Origin of the sequence: Aerosakkonema funiforme FACHB-1375, from assembly GCF_014696265.1 — a bacterium.
Classification (GTDB): Bacteria; Cyanobacteriota; Cyanobacteriia; order Cyanobacteriales; family Aerosakkonemataceae; genus Aerosakkonema; species Aerosakkonema funiforme_A.
This window is the reverse complement of the sequence record NZ_JACJPW010000031.1, coordinates 1-25,770: the sequence shown is the minus strand read 5'-3', so window position 1 is coordinate 25,770 and position 25,770 is coordinate 1. Positions and strand designations below refer to the sequence as shown.

General features: G+C 42.7%; 18 protein-coding genes, 1 tRNA gene and 1 pseudogene. 14 read left to right on the top strand and 6 right to left on the bottom strand.

Annotated features, from left to right (window positions below; translation table 11 throughout):
* Positions 1–124 precede the first annotated feature (124 nt).
* Together H6G03_RS13580 and H6G03_RS39755 are read right to left on the bottom strand one after the other, a co-directional pair.
* Positions 125–4,882, bottom strand: coding sequence for a non-ribosomal peptide synthetase (locus tag H6G03_RS13580; protein ID WP_190464908.1), 4,758 nt, complete (start codon positions 4,880–4,882; stop codon positions 125–127).
* Positions 4,879–8,317 (bottom strand): annotated as a pseudogene (locus H6G03_RS39755) (non-ribosomal peptide synthetase). The gene H6G03_RS13580 and the pseudogene H6G03_RS39755 overlap by 4 nt, the downstream one beginning before the upstream one ends.
* Before the next feature lie 40 nt (positions 8,318–8,357).
* Between H6G03_RS39755 and H6G03_RS13570 the strand changes: the two are divergent.
* From H6G03_RS13570 to H6G03_RS13555, 4 genes are all read left to right on the top strand, one after another.
* Positions 8,358–9,107, top strand: coding sequence for a 4'-phosphopantetheinyl transferase family protein (locus H6G03_RS13570; RefSeq protein WP_190464907.1), 750 nt, complete (start codon positions 8,358–8,360; stop codon positions 9,105–9,107).
* Between the two features lie 209 nt (positions 9,108–9,316).
* A complete protein-coding gene (locus tag H6G03_RS13565) occupies positions 9,317–10,078 on the top strand; it encodes an Hsp20/alpha crystallin family protein (RefSeq protein WP_190464906.1) in 762 nt (253 codons plus the stop codon).
* Between the two features lie 321 nt (positions 10,079–10,399).
* The gene (locus tag H6G03_RS13560; RefSeq protein ID WP_190464905.1) at positions 10,400–11,092 is read left to right on the top strand and encodes a Uma2 family endonuclease; all 693 of its coding nucleotides are present in this window, start codon (positions 10,400–10,402) and stop codon (positions 11,090–11,092) included.
* Between the two features lie 69 nt (positions 11,093–11,161).
* The gene (locus H6G03_RS13555; protein WP_190464904.1) at positions 11,162–11,365 is read left to right on the top strand and encodes a hypothetical protein; all 204 of its coding nucleotides are present in this window, start codon (positions 11,162–11,164) and stop codon (positions 11,363–11,365) included.
* Positions 11,366–11,691: 326 nt separating this feature from the next.
* On the opposite strand, the gene H6G03_RS13550 is transcribed toward H6G03_RS13555, so the two are convergent.
* Both H6G03_RS13550 and H6G03_RS13545 read right to left on the bottom strand, forming a co-directional pair.
* A complete protein-coding gene (locus H6G03_RS13550) occupies positions 11,692–13,770 on the bottom strand; it encodes an nSTAND1 domain-containing NTPase (RefSeq protein ID WP_190464903.1) in 2,079 nt (692 codons plus the stop codon).
* 29 nt (positions 13,771–13,799) lie between these two features.
* Positions 13,800–14,300 (bottom strand): hypothetical protein, encoded by a 501-nt coding sequence (locus H6G03_RS13545; RefSeq protein ID WP_190464902.1) that lies wholly within the window; start codon positions 14,298–14,300, stop codon positions 13,800–13,802.
* Positions 14,301–14,479: 179 nt separating this feature from the next.
* Between H6G03_RS13545 and H6G03_RS13540 the strand changes: the two genes are divergently transcribed.
* The gene (locus tag H6G03_RS13540; RefSeq protein ID WP_190464901.1) at positions 14,480–15,211 is read left to right on the top strand and encodes a Uma2 family endonuclease; all 732 of its coding nucleotides are present in this window, start codon (positions 14,480–14,482) and stop codon (positions 15,209–15,211) included.
* Between the two features lie 128 nt (positions 15,212–15,339).
* On the opposite strand, the gene H6G03_RS13535 is transcribed toward H6G03_RS13540, so the two are convergent.
* On the bottom strand, positions 15,340–16,473 hold the full coding sequence (locus tag H6G03_RS13535; RefSeq protein WP_190464900.1) for a cob(I)yrinic acid a,c-diamide adenosyltransferase: 1,134 nt from the start codon (positions 16,471–16,473) through the stop codon (positions 15,340–15,342).
* 175 nt (positions 16,474–16,648) lie between these two features.
* Between H6G03_RS13535 and fraC the strand changes: the two genes are divergently transcribed.
* From fraC to H6G03_RS13520, 4 genes are read left to right on the top strand one after another with little or no spacing between them, the layout of a single operon-like run.
* Positions 16,649–17,170 carry a filament integrity protein FraC gene (gene fraC, locus H6G03_RS39480; protein WP_407650736.1) on the top strand — a complete coding sequence of 174 codons (522 nt, stop codon included), beginning with the start codon at positions 16,649–16,651 and terminating at the stop codon, positions 17,168–17,170.
* A gap of 18 nt (positions 17,171–17,188) precedes the next feature.
* The gene (locus tag H6G03_RS13530; protein WP_190464899.1) at positions 17,189–18,235 is read left to right on the top strand and encodes a DUF5357 family protein; all 1,047 of its coding nucleotides are present in this window, start codon (positions 17,189–17,191) and stop codon (positions 18,233–18,235) included.
* Between the two features lie 28 nt (positions 18,236–18,263).
* Positions 18,264–19,049, top strand: a complete 786-nt coding sequence (locus H6G03_RS13525; RefSeq protein WP_190464953.1) for an ABC transporter permease subunit — start codon at positions 18,264–18,266, stop codon at positions 19,047–19,049.
* Between the two features lie 18 nt (positions 19,050–19,067).
* Positions 19,068–20,396: a hybrid sensor histidine kinase/response regulator gene (locus tag H6G03_RS13520; RefSeq protein WP_190464898.1), complete on the top strand. Its 1,329-nt coding sequence runs from the start codon at positions 19,068–19,070 to the stop codon at positions 20,394–20,396.
* A 39-nt stretch (positions 20,397–20,435) separates the two neighbouring features.
* Here H6G03_RS13520 and H6G03_RS13515 read toward each other — a convergent pair.
* Positions 20,436–20,508: transfer RNA gene (locus H6G03_RS13515), tRNA-His, on the bottom strand.
* A gap of 106 nt (positions 20,509–20,614) precedes the next feature.
* On the opposite strand from H6G03_RS13515, the gene H6G03_RS13510 reads away from it, so the two are divergent.
* The 5 genes from H6G03_RS13510 to H6G03_RS13490 all read left to right on the top strand — a co-directional run.
* Positions 20,615–20,995: a DUF4359 domain-containing protein gene (locus tag H6G03_RS13510; protein ID WP_190464897.1), complete on the top strand. Its 381-nt coding sequence runs from the start codon at positions 20,615–20,617 to the stop codon at positions 20,993–20,995.
* 95 nt (positions 20,996–21,090) lie between these two features.
* Positions 21,091–22,518 (top strand): serine/threonine-protein kinase, encoded by a 1,428-nt coding sequence (locus H6G03_RS13505; protein ID WP_190464896.1) that lies wholly within the window; start codon positions 21,091–21,093, stop codon positions 22,516–22,518.
* A 271-nt stretch (positions 22,519–22,789) separates the two neighbouring features.
* Complete coding sequence (gene dpsA / locus H6G03_RS13500) at positions 22,790–23,347, top strand: DNA starvation/stress protection protein DpsA (RefSeq protein WP_190464895.1); 558 nt, start codon at positions 22,790–22,792, stop codon at positions 23,345–23,347.
* A 370-nt stretch (positions 23,348–23,717) separates the two neighbouring features.
* Entirely contained in the window at positions 23,718–24,404 is a 687-nt protein-coding gene (locus H6G03_RS13495; protein ID WP_190464894.1) for a manganese catalase family protein, read from the top strand.
* A 258-nt stretch (positions 24,405–24,662) separates the two neighbouring features.
* A partial coding sequence (locus H6G03_RS13490; RefSeq protein WP_190464952.1) for an RNA-guided endonuclease InsQ/TnpB family protein occupies positions 24,663–25,770 on the top strand: 1,108 nt, incomplete at its 3' end.

Sequence of the window (25,770 nt, the reverse complement as noted above, 5' to 3'; positions counted from 1 at the left end):
ATATACCTACATTTTGTCACAAATATAATAATTTGGCCGTATATTATATCAAATTTAATGGCGATAAGCAAATAGTTAACTTGTTTTGGGGTTTAATACGTTAATTAAATGCTCCAAGAGAGATCTATTTGCTTTCTTTGTTCAGCGAAGATAACTTCATCCGCCGACTCTCACGAGAAATTGGCACCAAAGCAGGCGCTTTATTTTCACCATTACTATCTTTAAAAGCTTCAACAACTTTAGATAATTCTGCAATTGTCGGTGTTTCAAAAACGCTACGCAAAGGCAACTCTATCTTGAAAGCATCGCGCACTCTGGAAACAAGCTGAGTCGCGAGTAAAGAATGTCCTCCCAATTCAAAGAAATTCTCGTGAATACTCACTCGCTTAACTCCCAGAACTTCAGCAAAAATTTTCACTAATATTTCCTCAACGGGAGTTCGAGGTGCAACATAACCTGCTGCCAATTCTGGTTTTATTGGATCGGGTGCGGGTAAAGCGCGGCGATCGACTTTTCCATTCGGCGTCAAAGGCAAAGAATCCAGCACGACAAAAGCCGAAGGTATCATGTATTCAGGTAGCTTTTCTGCCAGATACATCTGCAATTGCGGCACTAATTTACGTGCGGCTTTAGCTTGTAAGGGATTATTGGCGTATGTTTGCCACGGACGTAACTGAGTGCTGTGTGGAAAAATTAATTTTTTGCTGCTTGCATCTTGTCGTTGTAACACTACGTTGTAGCGCCCTTCGTTATTTGAATCTGTCCAGCTAATCTCAATGTTGTACGGTACATCTAGAACATACCAATCTTCCGGATCTACTCCTATGCGATCGAGCTTTTGCAAAGCTTCTCGCATCTGGATTGCACTCGCAAATTTTTCTGTATTGAATAGCCATTCAACCGTTTTTACTGCTGCCATTACCCGCGCATTTGGCACATTGCTGATGCCTAAAATTTCCGGTTGATTATCAATCAATATCTGCCGCACTGTTGAGATGGTTAAGTTATTTTCCTCCCAGTCTAAGCAGTCTGTAAAACCACCCTCAGTCCCCCCGCCACGGGGCTGGGGTGGGGTTCTTTCACCATCTTTTTCAACACCAATATGAAGAATCGCATTATAACGAAACTGAGTTAATTCGTTGTGATGACGACCTCGGATAGGCTGCAACTGCACGTCATTAATTTGGGGGAAATGCTGTTTTAATGCAATAAAAAAAGCTGGCTCGATGACTAATTCAGTTTCTTGAAATATTTGCATTTCTACCCGTTGCTGCAACTGTTCGCGGGTGAGAGATGGCTCGGCTTGATGCAGTTGCACCGACGCATGGAAAGCTTGCAGCAATGGCAGGCTACGCACATCTCCTATGAAGATAACACCACCGGGAGCAGTTGCCTCAATAGCGCCTTCTATCGCGTGCAGAAGATAGTCAATGTTGGGGAAATATTGCACAACAGAATTGAGAATTACCGCATCGAAACTTTTGGCTTCTATTCCCTCAAAATCAGTAGCCATTTTTTGAAGCAGCGTTACTTGAGGTAATTCTTGGTTTTGCAAATGCTGTCGGATGTAGTCAAGCGAAGCAGAAGAAAAGTCGGTTCCACAATATTTATGGCAGTGAGGTGCAATTCTGAATAGTAATAAACCCGTTCCACAGCCAATTTCTAACACGCGGCTGGGTTGCAACGCGAGGATTTGCGCGACTTGGTTATTCACCCACTCTTGCATTTGCTCGGCTGGGATTGGCTGATTGGTGTAACTGCTATTCCAACCGACAATATTAAATGTAGGATCTGGATCGGTGACAGATCGATCGTAAGTTTCGTTGTAGAGCATTTGCCATTGGGAAATTTGCTCATTTTGCAATTGCTTTTGTTGAATTTGTTCTTGTTCGCTGCTGTATTCTGGATTCAGCGCAACATAAGCTACTAAACGATTTTCGCCTGCATATTCGCGGTTGGTTACTACTGTTTGTAGGACGGCTGGATGCTGACTGAGTACTGATTCTATTTCTCCCAATTCGATGCGATAGCCGCGAATTTTTATTTGCTCGTCGAGGCGACCTAAAAATTCGATGTTACCGTCTGTTCTATAGCGAACTAAATCGCCTGTTTGATAAAGGCGTGCTTCTGATAGAAACCCGGTTTCTTGAAGAAACCGGGTTTCTGTTAATTGAAGAAACCGGGTTTCTGTTAATTCTGTACGGTTTAAATAACCTCGCGCCAGTCCATCACCAGCGATATATAATTCGCCAGGAATACCAATAGGTACAGGTTGTAAATGTTTATCCAGCACATAAACTTTTGTGTTGGCAATAGGACGACCGATTGCAGGCGCTACATTGGGTTGCTTGCTGACAGGAACTATCCCGGAGGTTGTCACAACAGTATTTTCTGTTGGCCCATAGTTATTAACTAGCTGAAAAGGATATTCAGCTATAGGATAGTGATGTAGTTTGTCTCCGCCTGTGAGTAAGATTCGTAAAGCTACTGCGTGCGGCCATTCTAATAATAAAACTTTTTCCGCTAAAGGTGTGGGTAAAAAGCTAATTGTTATTCCATTTGCTACTAAATAATCTCGGATATTTTCGGGCGATCGCTTAGTTTCTTCATCTGGAAAATAAATGCTAGCGCCTGCACTAAGATAAGGCCAAATTTCCCAAACACAAGCGTCAAAGGCTACGCCAGAAATCTGTGTAGCTCGGTCGAGCGGTGATATTGCAAAGGCTTTTTGATGCCAATAGATGAGATTTAATAATCCCTTGTGTTCAATTTTAACTCCTTTAGGTTCTCCGGTCGAACCAGAAGTATAAATGACATAAGCGAGGTTGTTTGCTGTAACATTATCACTGGGATTATCTTTGCTTTCTTCAGCAATTGTTTGCCAATCTTTGTCTAAACAAATAAGTTTTGAATTGCGGGATTGCACTCTATTAACCCAGCGTTCCTCAGTCAACAAAACAGATACTTGAGCATCTTCTAGGATAAAGCTTAAGCGCTCGGATGGATAAGTTGGATCTAAAGGAAGATAAGCTCCACCTGCTTTCAAGATACCCAACATTCCGATTACCATATCAAACGATCGCTCTACACAAATACCTACCAAAACTTCTGCACCAACACCCAGATTTTGTAGGTAATTTGCAAGTTGATTGCTGCGGATATTTAGCTCTTGGTATGTGAGTTGCTTATCTTCAAATATTAATGCGATCGCATCTGGATTTTGCTTTACCCTCTCCTCAAATAACTGATGAACGCATTGATTTTTGGGATACTCTACTTGAGTAGCATTCCATTCGACTAACAACTGGTGTAGCTCAGATTCAGTTAATAAAGATAATTCTGCAATTTGTTGTTCGGGATTGGCAACAATACCTTCAAGCAGGGTTTGAAAATGTCCCCACATCCGATTAATTGTAGATTCATCGAATAAATCAGTACTGTAAATGACAAAACCGCTGATTCCTTCGGCGCTATCTACCCACAGCTTATTGTTGGGAGATGGTTCCCATAAATGAAACTCCAAATCAAACCGCGTCGTTTCAGTATCAAATTGCAACGGACTTAACATTAAATTTGGTAATTCTAGCGGCGACATCGGGGAGTTTTGGAGCGCAAACACAACTTGAAATAAAGGATTTTGGTTCAAATTACGCTCTGGATGCAGTTCTTCCACCAGCTTTTCAAAAGGCAAATCTTGATGAGCGTAAGCTCCCAAAGTAACCTCTTTGACTCGCATTAAAACTTCCCGAAAAGTTGGGTTTCCCGATAAATCGGTACGCAGCACTAAACTATTGACAAAAAAGCCAATTAATCCTTCGATTTCGCTGCGATTGCGGTTGGCGATCGGCGAACCTAAAGTAATATTTTCTTGTTGCGTGTAGCGATAAAGTAAAATTTGAAACGCTGCTAGCAGGGTCATGAACAATGTCACGCCTTCCTGCTGCGAAAAAGCCTCTAGCGCTGCGCTCAAACCTTTAGGTAATTGAACAATTTTACGCGCACCTCGGTAAGTTTGAATAGCGGGTCTGGGTCTATCTGTCGGTAAATTTAGTGTGGAAATAGCGTTTAATTGTTGCCGCCAATAACTAAGTTGGGTTTCTAACACTTTACCTTGCAACCATTCGCGCTGCCAATAGGCAAAATCTGCATATTGAATTGGTAGTTCTGGCAAAGGAGAAGGCTGCTCGTTGGCAAAGGCTGTGTAGAGGATTGCCAGTTCTTGAATTAATAAGCCGATCGACCAACCATCGGAGACAATATGGTGCATATTCAATAAGAGAATATGTTCTGTTGCGCTCAGTCGCAGCAGCGTTATTCGCAGCAATATCTCGGTGGATAAATTGAAAGGTTTTTGAGCTTCCTGTGCTGTCAGTCGTAGCGCTTTTTTTTCTCGTTCTCCTAGTGGTAAATCTTGCAGATCGATGATGGGTAGATATACTTTTAAGGCAGGATGAATTACTTGAACTGGTTGCCCTTCAACTGTTACAAAAGTGGTACGCAAAGCTTCGTGACGCCGCACAATTTCATTAAAAGTTTGTGACAGCGCCTCTAAGTTGAGCGAGCCTGTGAGACGCACTGCTGCCGGAACGTTATAAAAGGGATTGTTGGGGACTAAACCATCTAGAAACCACAATCTTTGTTGTGCGAATGAGAGCGGAATATTTCGATCGCGAGAAATTGGTACGAGAGATATAGTATTGTTTTTACTTGTGGAATTAGCAGCTTTTAAAAATAAAATAATTTCGGTTTTGCGTTCTTGAATTTCCGCACGCAGTTCAGGTGTGATAACTCCTTCAGGCGCATTGCAACGAATGCGATCGCTATCAACAAAAACCTGAATATCTAGACTGCGAAGCTGGGATAAAAACTCAACTATATTCAAAATTCTACCTCTTCTCGATCGTTTGTCGTAGAGTTACTGCTATCCAAATTTTTCGCTGCCCAAGACATTGTTTCAATGTACCTAGCTAAACTCGCCACAGTGGGTGCTTCAAACAATATGCGTACAGGCAAATCTATTTGGAAAGCATCGCGTATTCGCGAAGTTAATTGAGTTGCGAGTAAAGAATGTCCGCCCAATTCAAAAAAGTTATCTTGGACACCTAACTGCTGTCTTCCCAAAACTTTAGCCCAAATTTTTACTAGCACCTCTTCGACAGAAGTGCGAGGTGCTATATAATTTTCTTCTATATTAAAACTGAGCGTATCTACCGTAGGTAAGGCAGTGCGATCGACTTTGCCGTTCGATGTCAGCGGTACGGATTTCAGCATCACAAAAACTGAAGGCACCATGTAGTCTGGTAATTTCTGTTTCGCGAACTCGCGCCAGTCATACGATTTTGGATTTTGCGCGAAGTGGGCGTCTTGGCGGTGACCGTCACGATGCCCACCTTCGCAAGAGAGGATTTTGGATTTTGGATTAATTAGTTGTTTTTCAGGAACGATGTAAGCTACCAAGTGCTTATCGCCCGGTACTTCTTCTTTGACAATTACAACAGCTTCTGCTACTTCTGGATGCTGACAAAGTACGGCTTCAATTTCTCCTAATTCAATGCGGAAACCGCGAATTTTGACTTGATTATCGATGCGCCCTAAAAACTCAATATTGCCATCTGGTTTATAGCGGGCTAAGTCACCAGTTTTATAAAGACGCGCTGACATAAACCGGGTTTCTTCGACAGAAACCCGGTTTCTCCAAGAAACCGGGTTTCTTGGATCTGGAACGGAAATAAAGCGATCGGCAGTTAATTCGGGACGGTGTAAATATTCTCGCGCCAGTCCATCACCGCCAATGTACAATTCGCCAACAATGCCAATAGGTACAGGCTGTAAATGTGCATCCAGCAGATAAATTTGCGTGTTGGCGATCGGGCGACCGATGGGAATAGATGTGGCCGATTCTGGTATTTCCTGCACGGGATAATAAGATGAAAAGGTTGTACTTTCTGTAGGGCCATAAACATGAATTAAGTGCTTTGGCACTCCTTTTTTCAAAACTTTTTGCACCCATCTGAGATCGACATTCTCACCGCCAAATAGCAAGTATCGCAACCCAGTAAAAGCTTGGGGAGCAATTCTGGCAATTTGTTGGAATAAGGCTGTAGTCAAAAATAAAATACTAATGTTTTTTTTGGCGAAGTTGCAATTCCAATTCGTTTGGCGAAAGGACGATCTCTTTGCTAATTCCCACAAGTTGAGCGCCGTTAAGTAACGCTCCCCAAATCTCGAATGTCGCTGCGTCGAAGGAAGTATTGGAGGCTTGGGCAATTTTATCTTCGGGTGCTATTTGCACATAGTTTGTGTTGCAGACAAGGCGATTTACAGCTTTGTGAGTAACGGCTACTCCCTTGGGTTTTCCTGTAGAACCAGAAGTGTAAATTACATAAGCTAAATTATCGCTTGTCACGCTGCTGTTTGGGTTTTCTTTGCTTTCTCGCTCGATAATTTCCCAGTCTTTATTTATATCAACGACTGGCTTGGAGAACTTGTCGAAATACTTAACCAAATTCTCTTGTGTTAGCAAAATTGAAACTTGGGCATCTTCTAGCATAAAATTTAAGCGATCGCACGGATAAGTTGGGTCTAAAGGCACATAAGCTCCCCCCGCTTTTAGGATAGCCAATAACCCGACGATCGCATCTACAGAACGCTCCATACAGATGCCGACTAAAACTTCCGAAGCTACACCTAAATTTTGGAGATAATGCGCTAGTTGGTTGCTGCGTATATTTAACTCTCCGTAAGTAAGTTGCTTGCCTGCAAAACTAACTGCGATCGCATCACGATATTGCTCCACTTTTTCTTCAAATAATTCATGTATACACTTATCTTGAGGATAATCTGCCTGCGTGTTATTCCATTCCACTAATATCTTATATAGTTGAGCTTCGCTCAATAACGGTAAATTAGCAATCCGTTGTTCTGGGTTGGCAACGATACCTGACAGCAGCGTTTTAAAATGTCCCAACATCCTCACAATCGTGGCTCGATCGAATAAATCCGTGTTGTAAACCACTACGCCTCTAATCCCCTCCGAATACTCCCACTTTCCTCCCCATAAACTTCGGAAATCCTCCGAACACTTCCACAAATGCAATTCCAAATCAAAGCGAGTTGTGGTAAAATCAATATTCATAAAACTAGGCAATAAACCGGGCAGTTCTAGCGCAGACATTGGGGCATTCTCGAAACCAAACACCACTTGAAATAACGGATGTCGGCTCAAGTTTCGCTCTGGATGCAGTTCCTCAACTAACTTTTCAAAAGGCAAATCTTGGTGGCTGTAGGCTCCCAGCGTTACTTGTTTGACTCTCGCTAGCATTTCCCGAAAAGTTGGGTTTCCACTTAAGTTTGTACGCAACACCAAACTATTGACAAAAAAACCAATTAATCCTTCAATTTCGCTGCGGTTACGATTGGCGATCGGCGAACCGACTGCAATATCTTCTTGATGGGTGTAGCGGTAAAGCAAGGTTTGCAATGCCGCCAGCAATGTCATAAATAAGGTAACGCCTTCTTGCTGAGCAAGTGTTTCTAGGGCATCTGCTAAATGTTTTGGTAATTCTAAAAATTCCCTGGCTCCTTGATAGCTTTGTTTGGCCGATATAGGTTTGTCTGTAGGTAAATTTAATATAGAAATTCCGTTTAATTGCTGTCGCCAGTAAGCTAACTGATTTGCCAACATTTCTCCTTGCAACCATTCGCGCTGCCAGTGAGCAAAATCTGCATATTGTAAAGGTAATTCTGGCAGATAAGAAAGCTGGTTTTGTGCAAACGCTGTGTAGATAGCGCTCAGTTCCCGAATTAGTACCCCAATCGACCAATCATCGCAGATAATATGGTGCATATTCAGCAATAAAATATGTTCTGTATCGGCAAGCTGAAGCAGCATCGATCGCAGCAATGGGCCAGTCGATAAATCGAAACATCGATCGCATTCTGCGGTGACGATGCGCTTTGCTTCCACCTCCCGTTCTTCTGTCGGCAAATGCCGCAAGTCGAATACGGATAGGGATGTGTTAAAAGTAGGAGCAATTACCTGCACCAGTTGCCCCTCCATCATCCCAAATGCGGTACGCAAAGCTTCGTGTCGTCGTATAATTTCATTCAATGTCTGCTCTAATGCGGTTACCTTGAGCGAACCTGTCAGACGAATTGCTGTCGGCACATTATAAAAGCTATTACCGGGAACCAATTGGTCGATAAACCAGAGTCGTTGCTGAGCAAAAGAGGCAGGAAAAATGAAAACATCTTCTTCTTGAGGAAGATTGACTTTGACTAGATTATCTGTATTTGGATTTTCGGAAAAATTTGACATAATCTCTCTTTTGTTTCTCCCTCGTAAAGGATAACTAATAATGGCTGTTTCTGGTTGTCTCTGGGATACTCCACCAGCAGACTTTACATTGTCGAGTAATGATATTCATATTTGGTGTGCCGATCTTGACTTGCCAGAGATGCGGGTTTTACAGTTGGCACAAACTCTCTCTGCGGATGAGCTAAAGAGGGCCGATCGCTTTTATTTTGAGCAGCATAAAAAACGTTTCATTGTTCGCCGTGGCATTCTCAGAACGCTGTTGGGTCGCTACTTGAATATGTCGCCCGATCGATTGCACTTTGATTATGCTTATCGCGGCAAACCTGCATTGGCAAAAAGCTGCGGTGGGGATACAATTCGATTTAATTTATCTGACTCTGATGGGGTCGCTTTATATGCGGTTACAAGCGATCGCGAACTCGGTATCGATATCGAACAAATCCGTCCGATGGAAGATGCGGAACAAATTGCCAAGCGTTTCTTTTCTGAGCGAGAATATGCCGTGTTGCGCGACATCGATCCCAGTCAAAAACAAGCTGCATTTTTTAATTGCTGGACTCGCAAAGAAGCTTACATCAAAGCAATTGGCGATGGCTTAGCTTTACCCCTAGATGAGTTTAATGTTTCCTTAGCGCCGGGAGAACCGGCTAGGCTACTCAGCATTAAAGGCGATCGACAATTAGCCACAGCTTGGTTCCTCCAGCATTTAAACCCTTTTCCTGGCTACGTGGGTGCGATCGCACTACAAGGTTTCGGCTTTAACATCAGCTGCTGGGAATGGGTGGAGTAGTGAAAGTCTCACTGCATAAGTAGGGTTTTCCCCACTGACGAAATTGTGCTGTTAGGAGAACATGAAATTAAAGGCAAGTAAATCAGTTAGAGATGTTATCAACCTTCAGCTAAAACTATTTACTTGCCCCAGGCAAAATAGATTCAATCGTGTTACTCAAGAACCAAAACAACTTAGTTAATCAAGTCTATTACGGAGGTAATTGACGTATGGCACTTATACGTTGGCAACCATTCCGAGAAATAGAAACCTTACGCCGTCAGTTTGACGAGTTGTTTGAGGAATTAGCAGGAAACAACCAACAGTCGGAGATGACTTGGATACCTGCGGTTGAACTTCAAGACAGAGATACTAACCTAATCCTGCGGGTGCAACTTCCCGGTATGGAAGCAAAAGATTTAGATATCCAAGTCACGCGGGAAGCTGTTTCTATTGCGGGCGAACACCGCTACGAACACAAAGCTGAAGACAAAGGATTTTTCCGATCGGAATTCCGCTATGGAAAATTCCAACGGACAATTCCTTTACCCGTACACGTTCAAAAAGAAGGTTCTATTGTCTCTAAGCCGGACAATAAAACTTATGAACTACCCACAGGCGAACTTACTGTTTACGCAAATGAGGAACAAAACCTTCCCAGCTTAACTAACGAATCCGATATAAAGATAACATTGCAAATTCAAGCCGAGGGCGACTGGAACTACGGTGACTCATGGATATTTGCCAATCCAGTAGATGCTAATGGCAATCCGGAGAATTCCGGACGAGAACCCTATGTGCGTTTCTCCCACATCAAACCAGCTGCATTAGTCGCTCTCAAAAATGACCAAGCTGTTGCTCACGGCAAAGGACAAAAAGTTGAGCTTCAACCGGGCGAAACTGTATCCTTCATCAACAACGACCAACAAGGCGTATATTATGACAACAGCGGTACTCAAACCGTGAAATGGTCGATTTTGAGCGCTAATTAACTGTAAAGGGCGCACAGAAAGGAAAGCAGCTTTTACGGATCGTTTAGAATTGCTATAATTGCAATCTGCTACTATAGGTGAGTAAACTTTAAGTTTACTCACCTTCTTAACATTATTCCTGATAATATAGTTCTTCCTTTCTTCATCTGAATGTGCTGAGATCGCATTAAAATTTATTCCACATTTTCCAGAGTTTGTACCATAACTAGCTCGCCATGCCCAAATCAGATTGTAAGGACAATTCATAAATTGCCCCTCCAATTTAACCAAAAAAAATTTGATAAAATTAAAAGCTGTAAGTGAGTTTTAGGGAAAGCTGCTATGTTAAAGCACCAGCTGCCGAGATACTTGCCCTCTGCCGAAGAACTACCTGATTCTGATGAGACACCTGTGGATAATGAACTGCAAGAATTAATACCAGGGTTGCTAAAGGCAATTTTGCTCATTCTTTGGGCAGAACGCATGGATTGGTTTTTTGGCATCGATATGGGTATTTATTATCACCCTGACTACCCCGCGATCGTACCAGATGCTTTCTTAAGTTTAGGTGTGGAACGGTTTTATGATGAAGAATTACGTCCCAGTTATGTATTGTGGGATGAAAATGTCGTACCAACTTTGGTGCTAGAAGTTGTTTCACAAAACTATCGGAAGGAATACAGCGATAAATTAGTTGAATATCAAGAATTAGGCATACTTTATTATGTCATTTATTCCTCCCGCCGTCGCCGCAAACCACGTTTGGAAGTCCATAAATTAGTTAATGGCAACTATGAATTACAGTCAGGAAATCCAATTTGGATGCCGGAAATAGGTTTAGGAATTGGTTGTGAGAGGGGAAATTATTCTGGGGTGACAAGAGAATGGTTGTATTGGTATGACGCTGAGGGAAAACGTTATTTGACGCCTGAAGAACAGGTTAAATATGAGGCTCAACGGGCCGCGCAGGAAGCTCAACGGGCCGATCGATTAGCTCAACGATTGCGAGATTTAGGGATAGATCCAGATATTTAGATCGATCGCACTCAAAAGAAGTTCACGCGATCGTTATTTTGCGTTAATTATCGCTCTTTTGTTACTTTGATGACAAAAGAGCGATATATGCGATCGCACTTTCCCCACATCCAAAAAAAAGCATATCGTTTTTCCATCCACACCCACTCGAAAATCAATGATAATGTTAAAAAGTTTCTCGGTGATGTTGTCCACACCCGCCCGGAAATCAATTTCCGGGCTAATAGCAAAAGTCGGTTAAAACCGACTGAAAAACCAAAAACTTATCAATAATTCTTCAGTCCACTTCAATGGACTTTCGCTATTAGCCTGGGCTTTGAACCCCTGGCGGGCTGCAAGCGTTGCCAACGATTTGAATCGCAGGCGGGCTGATTTCCGGTGCAAAGGTTACTATCAAAACAAAAATCTGACCTCAGAACAGAACCGAATACAGCAAATTCAATCATCTGCCAACGCTGACAAAATTCACTAATCGCTTTTTGCGAAACTCCCAACCGTCTCTCAACAAAAGTTTCTATCTCCACTGACATCATTGAAAAACCTCCGATGCTGCTGTTACCTTTCGACGGTCAAAAACGATTCCCCCATCTTCCCGCTTTCTATTTCAAGCCTAGCTTTTTACGAAACTCTTCATCGTATATTGCTTGCTCCCAATTCTTAGCAGATTTAACTTGTTCGGGAGTTAGGTTTTTAGAATTTGTGAATTTGGTACAGCGTCGTTCACTGTTAACCGGACTGTGAACTGTAATACAGTCGAAGTAAGCCTCGCTGATGTTGATCTTGCTAAGGTTCGCCTCGCTGAGGTTGGCACCGACGAGGATGGCACGGAAGAGGTTGGCCTCGCTGAGGTTGGCACCGACGAGGATGGTAACGAGAAGATTTGCATTACTGAAGTCAGTAAAGAGTAAGTTAGCACGGCTGAGGTTGGCAAGACTGAGGTCTGCATCGCTGAGGTTAGCACCGCTGAGATTGGCATCGGTGAGGTTAGCACGACTGAGGTCGGCACGACTGAGGTCGGCACGGCTGAGGTTAGCACGGCTGAGATTAGCACGGCTGAGATTAGCACGGCTGAGGTTAGCACGGCTGAGGTTAGCACGGCTGAGGTCTGCATCGCTGAGCTTGGCATACATGAGGTCGATACCAATAAAGTTGGCACAGTTGCCAAACAAGAGAGCTTTTAAGTAATTAGGTATCCACTGTAAAGATTTGCGCTTCTGGCATCCCTCTGTCAACAACTCCAATGCTTCTCGTGTTCCTAAACCACGAGTTCTAATTGTCTCCCAAGCCTTCTGTTCGGCAGCTTTTCTCCAAAATGGAATAGCAGCTACAAATGCAATGAAAAGAGGAACTGTAAAAAGATTAGCTGTTTTGAGGGTTCCGATTCGTCTGTGTCTCAAACTTTTCCGAATAAATTCTTTCCCCAAATCCGATAACCTTAGATTTCCACCTTCCTGTTTCTGAAACACCATCGCCTGAGTCAACACTTTCCCCCCAAGCAAATAATCCTTCGCCTTCCCCCTATCTCGCCACCTCTTAGCAGCATCTTCAATTTCCCGTTTTTGAATCAAATTTTTCCGATTCTCATCAATCCACTGACGCAACAAACCCCATTCCCGAATCAAAGCTTCATGTACAACCTCAACCGTTTCTTCCCCAGTCGCCTCATTGCGTCCCGTCACCACCAAACGCTTATCAGCTAACTGCTTCACCAAATCCCAGTTATCCCCTCCCACCTCAGCACGGGTAGCCAGTTGTCGCGTATCCTCCGTCCCTTCCCCCACACGCACCAACTGGATAAAGATTTGCTGTATCTGTTTCCCGTCAATCTTCTGAGTCAGTTCCTCATACACCGCTTGTGCATACCCAGCCAGCGCCTTCTCCACACCTTTGATATCCTCGTAAGCATCATGGGTGAGCCGATTGTTTTTCTGTCTCCTCCACAACTGCTCTAAAGCAAACTCCAGCAAAGGCAGATTTCCCGGTTCCCGCTTCACCGCATCCAGAATTCGCTCAGTCAGTCCATCCTCCAATTTTACACCCACTTTCTCTGCCGGACGCTCAATTGCTTCCCGCATCTCCTCCCGGTTCATCGCACCGAGAAACTCCGGCTTATGCTGCTGTAACGCTGCTCCAAAAGTTGGGTAATTCAGCAGGTAACTCAAAAAATCAGCCCGTAGCGTCAACACCACCGTCAAATCGTTCGGTGCAGACTCAATAGCTGCCAGCAACGCATCCACAAACGGCTGTTGCTCCGTATCGTTGCGCGGATTATAAAGTTCTTCAAACTGGTCAATTACTAACAGCAACCGTTTGCCGGGATTGCGTGCCAAAATACTTGCCACCACCTGTGGCAGCGTCAACTTCCCTTTCAAATCTGCTACCAGTTCGGCTGCTCTACCAGGCTGCTGAATTTCGTCTAAATCCGGCTTCAGCAACCGCACCAGCGCCGAAGCAAGTCCAAAAAAAGGTTGATTCTGAGGACGAAAAGACTCAATCAGCCAATTTCTCTTTTCTTTCAACTTGGGAATCAGTCCCGCAAATACAACCGAAGATTTGCCGCTACCAGAAGCACCAATGACAGTGACTAACGGCTGTCGATAGACAACTTCAACTAAACTATCGACAAACTTCTGCCGCCCAAAGAAAAACTTTTCATCCTGCTCCCGAAATACCGACAAACCCCGATAGGGAGAATCATCGGCGCTAATTACTTTTTTTCGATTTCTCTCCGAAACAGTTGTCTAATCGGCTGAAAAACCCTTCTCAACGAGTTTTCCGTATCCAGTTCCACCTCATAAGAAAGAATGCCTGGAATTAAACTCAAAGTAAATTTCGCCTTAGCCGCCGCAGGTGTCCCTGGTTCGTTTAACTTATCCCGAATTTCCTTTAACAACTGCATGAATTCATCAGCATAGTTAGCACTAGGTTGGCTTTGAATTATTTGAACTTCCGGCACAATTTCCACAATGGCAAGACTCGCATCATCTTCTGGCACATCGCAATTGCGTGCTTCTTGCGCCAGCAGTTGCCAATATTCTGCTTCAACTTGATGCAATTCTGGTAAAACTTCCTTGCGAATTCTTTGCTTTATTGAGTTCTTTTCAAAGATATCATTAGCATAAGCAAGGCGCTTTTGGGCCTCACCGAGAGTTTCATATAAGGAATCCAGGGTTTGTTCTAAGTCAGCTAATTTACGGCTTGGGGGCATAGTTTGACCTATAGATATGATTTTTCTCTATATTGCCTCATTTCGGTAAGAAATAGCAAGTACTCGTTAAGGCTTTAGAAACCCGGTTTTTCTAAAAAACCGGGTTTCTGAATCTCACTCAAAACCTAACCACTAAAACTTTGATAAAATCAAAACAAATCAACCCAAAAGTAGCGTTTATGTCAACTCTACTCAGCGAAACGAAATCACCCCCAGGCATGGTTATTTCTTGGGAGGCTTTACCTGATGATTTTCAGTTAGAGGATGAACCAGTGGAAAATACAGGACAACCACTTTTAGCAGGTGCTTTACGGGAAAGTTTAGAAATTAGTGGTTTCATTCAACCACAAATGTTAATCGCCTCTAACTTTGCTTTGTGTGCCACAATCAATGGGCAATTTATCGCGAAAGCACCAGATTGGGTATATGTAGCATCAGTCAAAGAGATTTTACCAGAACGCCAAAGTTATACACCCAATTTAGAAGGGGAAGTACCAGCGATCGTCATAGAATTTTTATCCGATAAAGATGGGGGCGAATATTCTGTTAAACGCACCTATCCACCTGGAAAATGGTTTTTCTACGAACAAATATTGCAAATACCAATTTACGCAATATTTGACCCAGATGGCGGGTTATTAGAATACTATCTACTAGAAAATGGGCGCTATGAATTAAAGCAACCTGATGAAAATGGTCGCCATTGGATTGAAACAATGGGATTGTTTTTAGGAACTTGGCAAGGCACAAAAGAAGCAAGAACTGGCTATTGGTTAAGGTGGTGGGATAAAGATGGTAATTTGTTACCTTGGGCGGTAGAAAAAATCGAACAGGAACGTCAGGAAAAAGAAAGGCTAATGGCTTATTTGAGATCTCAGGGTATCGACCCCAATAATTTGCCGAACCTTTAACGAAAATTGCTCTCCAAAAAAACCCGGTTTTTTCAAGAAACCGGGTTTCTGAAAGTTGCCGATCGCTTGACGCACCGTACTTAATCTAAAGCTGCAACTTGAGTTATTAACATTTTTGATATCGCCTGTTAAAAATCCACTCCGCGTTTGAGTTCGACACCTCGATCGGCATAATGTTTGTGACAGATCATTTCCGAATGAACGCTGGCCAAATCGAAATATGCTGGTGTATTTAAACACCTACCCGTGATAATGATTTCCGTATCGCGTGGTTTGCGTAGCAGCGCTTGCACGATCGGTTCTTGAGGTAGCAGCTCTAAGTCAACAGTGGGGTTGAGTTCGTCGAGGATGATCGTTTTATACAGACCGGAAGCGATCGCAGCTCTGGCGATTTCCCACCCTCGCTCTGCTTCTACGTAGTCTATCTCTCGCTGCTGTCCCCGCCAGACGATCGCATCTCCCCCGCAGCGTTGATGGTCTACTAAGTTTGGATAGCTTTGCTGCAAAGCGGCGATCGCCGCATCTTCTGTATAGCCAGCGCCACCTTTGAGCCATTGTAAAATCAGGACGCGGTGAGATTTGTCCTGACTGATACCTCTGCCGATCGCCTGCAAAGCTTTCCCCAAGGCGCTGGTAGATTTGCCTTTACCGGCACCAGTATAAATTTCTATACCTTCAATACCTTGTTCCAAAGACATCGGATGGTAGTGAGGCTTCATTTCTGAATGCAAATCGGCGATATCCAGCAGCGCTGGCGGTGCGGCTCTCCCTGTAGCAATTACTTCTAAGTGTTCCGGTTTGTGTTTGAGGGTGTGGATAACTTCATCGACGGAGAGCAAACCCAAGTCCAAAACTGGGTTAAGTTCGTCTAAGACAATCACGGAATATAAACCGGATGCGATCGCCCCTTTGGCCACGTCCCAACCGCGTTGCGCTTCGATTCGATCGAACCGGGTGATTTCCTCTGGCCCGAAAAATTCGGATCTCCCCGTCCTCACCTGATCGATTAAATGGGGAAATCCTTGCTGTAAAGCTGCGATCGCGCCATCTTCATCGTAAGTACGTCCCGGCCCTTTGAGAAAACGCAGCAGCAACACTCTATTGTAAACTTTTGCATTGATACCCAATCCAATCGAGCGCAAAACCACTCCCAGCGCTGCTCTAGATTTTCCTTTACCCGCGCCATCATATACGTGTATTTGACCCAGAATGCGTTCCGGACGTATCTGAGCCGTGCGAATACCAATTCCTGTTCTAGTCATACTTTAGTAGTCGAGATTGTCGGAGTTAACTAATATATAGCTAATGGTGTCACAGTCATTAGTCTTTATTCAACACAACCGAATACTGCATGGGGAATAAAGCTTAAAAAATCGCGAATTTGGGATTTTAGATGCAAATTTCGGCTAAAATCTGCAATCCATCTCTATCACATCTATGTTTGCAGTTGTTTTGCCTTTGCGGGCGATTATGTTCCAAGTTCTGTTTTTGTCGATCGCGATCGCTGTAGAATCATTCGTTTTGCAGAAAAGGCTCGGTTTATCCCGTAGAGTTAGCATAGATTATGCAACATCTGTTAATTTATTGTCCACTATATTCGGCTGGCTGATTTTCTTTTTTTTGGAACCATTGCTACCTCAATTATTACAAAAACAATTAATCAATTTTATCTTGTTTGGTAATTTTTTCACACCATCATTTTTTCTCTCTAGCAGCATTTACTTTAATAGCACATTTTTGGCTTTTTTAGTGTTTTTATTAACTTTCTTAATTGAGTTTATTTGTTTTAATTTATTAATAGAACTAAATAAAATACTGAGGAGTAACCTCTCAAACAAAACAGATTTTGAATCAGATATTACCAACCTTAAAGTCATTGAACCTAATAGTCTCTTCTTAGCCAATGCTTGCAGCCAAAGCCTTATACTTTTTCTTTGTTTTTTTATCCAAATCCTCTAGTTATCGTTTTTGAGCAAAATGAAAGAAATAAGTAAATGGGTAAGTATTTTTGTAAAGCTAATCAAACCACCTCAAATATTTTCTTGGCAAACTGGATTTATAATTAGTTTATTGATTTGGTCGATTGCTGTATTTACAATAGCATCTTTACAAAACATACTCGCCTTGGTAAGTTGGTTATTTTTACTCATAAGTTCGGTTTTATTTGCCATAGAAAAACCTTTAATTATTGGTGGCATTGCTCTGAGTCCTTGGATTTCTGGAGCATTAATGTCTATTTTTTTGTTTAGCATTTCCAGCAATAGAATACAGGATTTTGCGTTGGTAATTTGGCCTATTCTGTCGGGAATTATTGCTGTAATGGCGGAATTGATGCACCCGGGAGGAAAGTTTAAAATTCCTTCGCCAGCAAGTGGCCAAAGACTGGTGATATTATTTTTAATTCACGTTCTGATTAGTTGCTGGTTACAATTTAATTTTTTCATCCAGGATTGGTTACAACGATATCCAAGTTTACTTGTTGATAATTTTAGTCAAAGTACATTTGTGATAAAAATAGCATATTTATCCAATACAACTTCGAGAGGTGCGAGCGTTTTAGATGCCATAGATTCTCAAATAAAAACACAAATAGATAATCAACCTTGGCCGCAGGCAGAAAGATGGTTAATAGATGCGGATAAGCGAGTAGCAATCCTGGCAGACGAAGTAATGAAAAAACTTCTTCCTGCTGAAGAAAATTCTATGTGGAGCTTTGAAACTAAGTTTTTGCCAAGCCAAATAGGGTATAATCTACAACTGTTAGGGAAGTGGCAAGGTCTGGGTTCTATGCCTGAAGGTTATCATATCAAAAAAACTTGTCGAATTTCACCAGTTACTATAGAAGGCAGCTATTTACCCAGTACGCGGGAGAATATCCTAAGATTGAGACGATCGCGTTCTGCTGTCAATCGTACAACCCCAGCAGTAAGTATAGCGGTATCTTCACCTGTAACCCTCACGAGAGTTATCTGTGGGCCTGTTACTTCTCCTATTAAGGGACAACCTAAGTCTTCAAAGTCATAGTATCATACTCTAAAATCTAAAAACTAAAATTGATATGAGTCACGCCAGGATATTAGTAATAGCGACGCACGTATTTCGAGAAGTGATTCGCGATCGGGTTCTCTATTTACTCGGTTTATTCGCCATAGTGTTCTTTGCTGCTGCGTTGCTATTACCTCGAGTAGCAGCTGGTACCGAAAACAAAATTACCCTGGATCTCGGTTTGGCTGGCATTGCTTTAATTGGCTTAGTCGTGGTTATATTTGTTGGCACCGGACTGGTAAACAAAGAAATTGAAAAGCGGACAGTTCTAGTATTAATGGCTAAGCCGATCGGTAAAGCAGAATTCATTATTGGCAAACACTTAGGTTTGTCGGCAGTACTGGGAGTGCTGCTAGCTTCCCTGACTGTAATTTATTTTTTAGTTATTATACTCAACCGGATTCCTTCGCCGTTCTGGAGCATATTAGTTGCAATTTTTTATTTGTTTGTCGAACTTTCTTTACTAAGTGCTGTGGCAATTTTATTTGGGGTATTTACCAGTTCGCTACTAGCGACCTTCTTAACTTTAGCTGTGTATTTGATGGGACACCTTAGCCCAGATATAGTCAAGTTGGGTCAAATATCTAAAAATGCCAGCATAGAAAGTTTGACGCGAGGAATTTACCTCGTATTGCCAGACTTAACAAAATTTGATTTTAAAAATGAAGCGGTTTATGGTATTCAGCTATTCCCCCATGCGGGAGTGATGCTGATAAATCTTATCTATGGATTGATTTACATTGCGCTGCTGTTAAGCATTTCTATCCTCATTTTCTCTCGGCGTCAATTTTAAGCTTGAGCAAAATTTAACATGAACAGCGATCTAACAGAACCTTACGCAGAAAATATTCTCGTAGTTGACGATACACGAGATAACTTACGCCTTTTGTCAGCTATGCTAACCGAAAAAGGGTACGTAGTTCGCAAAGCTTTAAACGGTCAGATGGCTTTGACGGCGTGCCAAACTGTGTTACCAGATCTGATTTTACTCGATGTGATGATGCCTGGTATGGATGGCTATGAAGTTTGTCAAAAGCTGAAAGCAAATGAAAAAACTCGCGATATTCCTGTAATTTTTATTAGCGCTCTTAATGATGTATTGGACAAAGTAAAAGCTTTTGATGTTGGATCTGCCGACTATATTACCAAACCGTTTCAGGAGGCAGAAGTTTTGTCGCGTGTTGGCAATCAGCTTAAACTGCGATCGCTACAAATAAAACTTCAGGAAAAAAATATTTTACTCGAAAAAACTTTAGGTGAATTAAAAAATGCCGAAGTGCAACTTGTTCAAAATGAAAAAATGGTTGCAATGGGACAGTTGGTAGCAGGAATAGCTCATGAAATTAATAATCCAATCAATTCAATTTATGGCAATATCACTTACATTAGAGAATATATTAAAGATTTGGTTAGCTTGCTAGAAGCTTATCAAGAAGAATCCCCCAAAATGACGGCAAAAATTCAACAAATTGTTGACACTATAGACTTAAATTTTTTGCTTAACGATACGCATAACATTATCGGCGCAATGCACAGAGGTGCAGAACGCATTCAGCATCTGGTAATTTCCTTACGTAACTTTTCCAGGCTTGATGAAGCAGAAATGAAGCCAGTCAACATCCATGAGGGAATAGATAACTCTTTGCTAATGTTGCAGCATCGACTCCGCGAAACAGAAACACATCCGCCTATTCAAGTAATTAAAGATTATGGAAATTTACCTTTAGTTACTTGTTATGCAAGCGAGATAAACCAAGTTTTTATGCACATATTAAATAATGCGATCGACGCTTTACAACAAGTTACTCAATATTCGTTACTGACTAGCGGATCTCAATCTAACCCACTAGCCACCAGCCAGTATCAATTACCAACTATTCGCATTTGCACGGAATTGATAGGTTCCCATACCGTCAGAATTCGGATTGCAGACAATGGCCCAGGAATTCCGGAGTCGGTACAATCGCGTCTATTTGACCCATTTTTTACGACCAAGCCTCCCGGTAGCGGTACCGGACTGGGATTATCGATTAGTTACCAAATAGTCGTACAAAAACATAGAGGACAACTATTGTGTTGTTCCTCACCAGGACAGGGAGCAGAGTTTGCGATCGAAATCCCAGTACATCAAACCGAATAGTAGCCAATGCCGTTGAGGTACCTGAACTTGCGATGGGAGGGCGAACGAGGGGACTCGAACCCCCGAGTGGTGGAACCACAATCCACTGCCTTAACCACTTGGCTACGCTCGCCGTTGCGAAACCTAGTATAGCACTTCTCAGTGAAATCGATCCAGAGCTTTCCTTATATTTGCAAATTTTTCTCGGCTAACCTAGAACTGAAACACCCGTTAACGCGATGAAAAGCTTAAACATTCTCAAATTGGCGGTCAGTATAGCTTTAGCTGGACTGGGGTTATCGATGGTAGCCAGCAATCCCAGCCAGTCCGATTATGAAGAGTATGCTGGCGGGCAGCTGAGCAGCTACTTAAAAACTAACGTCTGTACCGAAGCTCCCAAAGGTTTCAATAACTTTTTAGAGCGCGAATGCAAAAAACTGGTTGATACCGGACGTCCCAAACTTAAGCGTATCATAGCAGAGAACACCTATAGGCATAATTTTGTCTTTTTCAGCATTTATAGGACAGATTTAGCTATACACCCGTTACTACCCGGTTATCACGTCGAAACATTAGGAGCATTTCAAAATTTCTACATCTATCAAGCCGAAGCCCAGTAATCCAAAGTCAAAAGTCAAAAGTCAAAAGTCAAAATTTCTGCCTCTCCCCTCTCCCTCTTCCCTAGACCCTAGCCCCTAGCCCCGACGCCCTAAAGATGAGTTACTGTCTCACCCCTGGATGCCAAAATCCCCAAGCCCCAGATAACGCTCAATTTTGCTTGAGCTGCGGTTCCCCATTGTTGCTCAAACAGCAGTATCGACCGCTCAAACCTATTGGTAAGGGCGGATTTGGCAGAACTTTTTTAGCTGTGGATGAAAATCATCCCTCTAAGCAGCGTTGCGTAATTAAGCAACTCTATCTTGAGGGGAATCAAAATACTTTGGTGATAAAAAAAGCGACACAATTATTTCACCAAGAGGCGGCGCGTTTAAACGAATTGGGCAAACATCCACAAATTCCGGCGCTGCTTGGCCACTTTGAGCAGCAAAAGCGGCTTTATTTAGTACAGGAGTTCATAGACGGACAGACATTACAACAGGAGTCACAGCAAAAGGGAGTTTTTAACGAAACCCAGATTTGGGAATTACTGCGAGATTTGCTGCCAGTGCTGAAATATGTCCACGATCGCAATATACTGCACCGCGATATCAAACCGGCAAATATCATGCGATGTCGGAAAGATGGCAAACTCATACTGATCGATTTCGGTGTTGCCAAAGTGATTACCGATACTGCTTTATATCGTACTGGTACTGCGGTAGGAACTCCAGAATATGTAGCAGCCGAACAAATGAAGGGCAAAGCATTGCCTGCTAGCGATCTCTACAGTTTGGGTGTTAGCTGCATTTACTTGCTGACTGGTGTTCCGCCTTTGGATATGTTTGATGCAGTAGAAAATCGTTGGGTGTGGCGAGATTTTTTACCGCAGGGTACACAAGTAAGCGATCGCTTGGGTCGGATTCTCGATAGATTAGTCAAAAGTACGGTCAGCCAGCGCTACAAATCTGTTGCAGAAGTTATGCAGGCGATAGAAGCAACTCCAAAAACGCCTCGCCAACCGCAACAAGCCGCACCACCTCCCAGTGTTAACTTTTTTACCAAACTTTTCCGTCCTCAAATTGGACAGATACAGCGCGGCAACTTGATTTCCGAAGCGGGGGTTGACTACAGCAGGTTACAGTATTTACTCGCTGCCGGTAAATGGGAACAGGCAGATAAAGAAACTTGGACAGTAATGTGTCATATATTGAGAAAATCGCCCAGCAATTATCTACAAACAGGGGATATCGAAAAGTTACCTTGTGAGGATTTGGAGATAATTGACAGACTGTGGGTGAAGTTCAGCAAAGGGCACTTCGGTTGGAGTGTGCAAAAACAAATTTTCGAGCTGGTAGAGGAAGACTACGCTCAATTTTGCGATCGCATCGGTTGGCCAAGTCACGATGCTCGCAGCCCCTATTTAAAATTTAGTTTATCAGCGCCTTTGGGACACCTACCGTCGCGGAGTTGGATAGGCGGATATCAGTGGTGGCGTCACGCTGCCATCATGGCGTCCAAGCTAGACCGATGCCAAATTGCCTAAAGCCAACATGAGCAATTTAACTATTAAGTGCGATGCACAAAAGTTATCAAATTTTGATTTTTTTCCTTACTGTGAATTTATCTCAATTTGTAGCAGACACAGCTACTGAGAATTTTAGTACTTGATAGCTGACAGCATCCGGAAATTAAGCAGTTCTTAATTATTGAGAATTAATGTTATCAAGCTAAAAAATAGCTCTTGACTGATAAGGGAAGAGTGATAAATTTACAGTAGCTGCAACCGAGTATCCCAAGGGAAAGAGAGGAAAACCATGACTCAAGCTGTAGGTTTGCTACGGTCTGCCGATCGAGTGTACGACAATCCAGTTTTGCTGGAGCAATCTGTTACTACACCTATCTGCGAAGGGTTCAACATCGCGTTTGCAAGTTTCCAGGCGCTGTATCTGCAATACCAGAAACATCATTTAGTCGTTGAAGGTTCCGAATTCTATCAGCTGCACGAATTCTTTGAGAAAAGCTACGGAGAGGTAGAAGGACACGCCCATGAAATTGGCGAACGTCTGAATGGTTTGGGTGGCATTCCTGTAGTCAGCTTTACCAAACTCGCCGAATTGTGCTGCTTCACCCCGGAACCGGATGGTGTTTTTAGTTGCAGACAGATGGTGCAACACGATCTGGAAGCAGAACAAGCCATTATCAAGCATATTCGCAGCCAAGCGTCACAGGCGGAAAGTTTGGGCGATCGCGCCACTCGCTATCTCTACGAAAAAATTCTCTACGAAACCGAAGACAGAGCATTTCATCTCGCTCACTTCCTCGCCCACGATAGCCTTACTCTGGGATTTGTCAAGCCTCTGAACGGCAACTAAGTAGGTGGGCATAATTAAACTTTTGGTGGGCACTGCCCACCAAAATGGCTGTAACCCTTGATATGAGCTAATGGTGGGCATTGCCCACCTTAAAAATTATCTTTGGTTTATTTACGCCACTTACTTAATAAATGGCTGTTGATGTTAATTCTTGAATCATCAGTTTAGATTATTTCAGTGCCTACGGGCACTTTTTTTTTATATCAGCCTACTCAGCATAGAGATATTAGTGATATCAATTCTGCCTCAAGATGCAGGTTAGCACTCGATACCCGCTAGTAAGCTAATGACAAGGGTAAAAGATAATCCAGAGTCTTTGATAAGACTCATTGCACGATCTTTAAATCCGATCTAAGAGGGGAATTTTTTCATGTTCTTTCACAAAAAAGAAACGATTCAACCTGTAAATATTGTCGAGCCAAATCCTCGTTTTGCCCAGCTTCTTTTGGAGCAATTTGGTGGGGCAACGGGCGAACTGACAGCTGCTTTGCAATACTGGGTACAATCTTTTCACTGCGAAAATGCTGGCATTAGGGATATGCTGCAAGATATTGCGATCGAAGAATTTAGCCACCTAGAAATGGTGGGTAAAATGATCGAGCAGCACACTAAAAATGTTGACCAAACCGAAGCTTTCAAAAGTACCTTGTTTGCCGTGCGCGGTATGGGGCCGCATTTCTTAGATAGCCAGGGTGTAGCTTGGACTGCCGCCTATATCAATGAAGGAGGCGACGTTGTACGCGACCTTCGCGCTAACATCGGTGCAGAAGCCGGTGCGCGTCAAACTTACGAAGAGTTGATTAAACTCGCACCCGATGGCGGTAGCAAAAATGCGTTAGTGCATTTGTTAACCCGCGAAATTTCCCATACCAAAATGTTCATGAAGGCACTGGAATCGCTGGGTAAGTTAACAGATCCTATGTTTGGCAATATCCCGCCTGACAATACCGTCGATCTTTACTTCAATTTGTCTCAAAATGGCAAGGATGAGCGCGGCCCTTGGAATAGCGAACCGCATTTCAGGTATGTTGCCGATCCGATGAAGCAGAAGGTCTAAATTAGGGGCTAGTGCGGCTAGGAGGAAGTCAAAAGTACATTTCCAGGCAGAGCCGTGGGAACGAGGTCAAAATTCAAAAGTCTTTTGAGTCTTTCCTAAGTTGGAAGGAAAAACGAAGGGGCGGGGAAGATTTTACTGAGATGTTGCGTTGAAAGCCCCATCCCAAGAGTGGGTGGGGATGAAAACGCAACCAACTTTCTTAAGGCGAAGCAACGATTTTTGTGGTAAGATGAATTCCATAAATAAATGAATCGCACCATGTTAATCCTCGAAGCAAAATTATGCGGAAAGCCTGAACAGTTCAAAGCCTTGGATGAGGCAATAAGAACTGCTCAGTTTATCCGTAATTATTGCATTCGACATTGGATGGATAATGCTGGTGTTGGACAATATGACCTATCCGCTCTTACCAAAGATTTAGCTAAACAATTTGCTTGGTGCAAAAAGCTTAACTCTAGTGCTAGACAAGCTAGTGCTGAAAGAGCCTGGACAAGCATTAAGCGGTTTTATGATAACTGCAAAAAGCAGATCCCTGGTAAGAAAGGGTATCCTCGCTTTAAAAAGAATGTCCGCTCAGTTGAGTATAAAAAAAGCGGATGGAAATTGTCGGAGGATAGGAAAACTATCACTCTGACGGATGGGTTTAAGGCGGGAACACTGAAACTGCGCGGAGGATATGACCTACATTTCTACTCAATTAATCAAATTAAAAGAGTAAGAATAGTCAGGCGCTCAGACGGCTATTACGTTCAACTTTGTGTTGACGTAGAAAGAAAGGTCAAACATAACTTCACAGGTAAGGTAACAGGAATTGATTTAGGCTTGGAACATTTTTATACAGATGCTTCATGCAATCAAATTAATAATCCTCGTTACTTAAGGAAGTCTGAAAAACGCCTTAAACGCTTGCAAAAACGGCTTGACAAAAAAGCCAAAGGTGGTAAAAATCGCCAGAAAGCTAGACAGCGATTAGCCAAGCAACATTTGCGAATAAGTAGACAGCGTAAAGACTGGTTAGTGAAACTTGCCAGTGCGTTAGTTCAATCTCACGATTTGATTGTCTACGAAGATCTGCAAATAAAAAACTTGGTAAAAAATCATTGTCTTGCCAAATCAATTAATGATGCCAGTTGGGGAATATTCACTAACTGGGTTGATTATTACGCTAAGATTCATGGAATTGTTTGTGTAGCAGTTGCACCACAATACACTTCCATTAATTGTTCTAATTGTGGCGAAGAAGTCCGAAAAACACTTAGCACCAGAACACATAAATGCTTGTGTGGACTGGTGCTAAATCGGGATCGTAATGCGGCACTAAACATCTTAGCCAAATGCTTAGAAATGCTTGGCATAGTATTGCCAA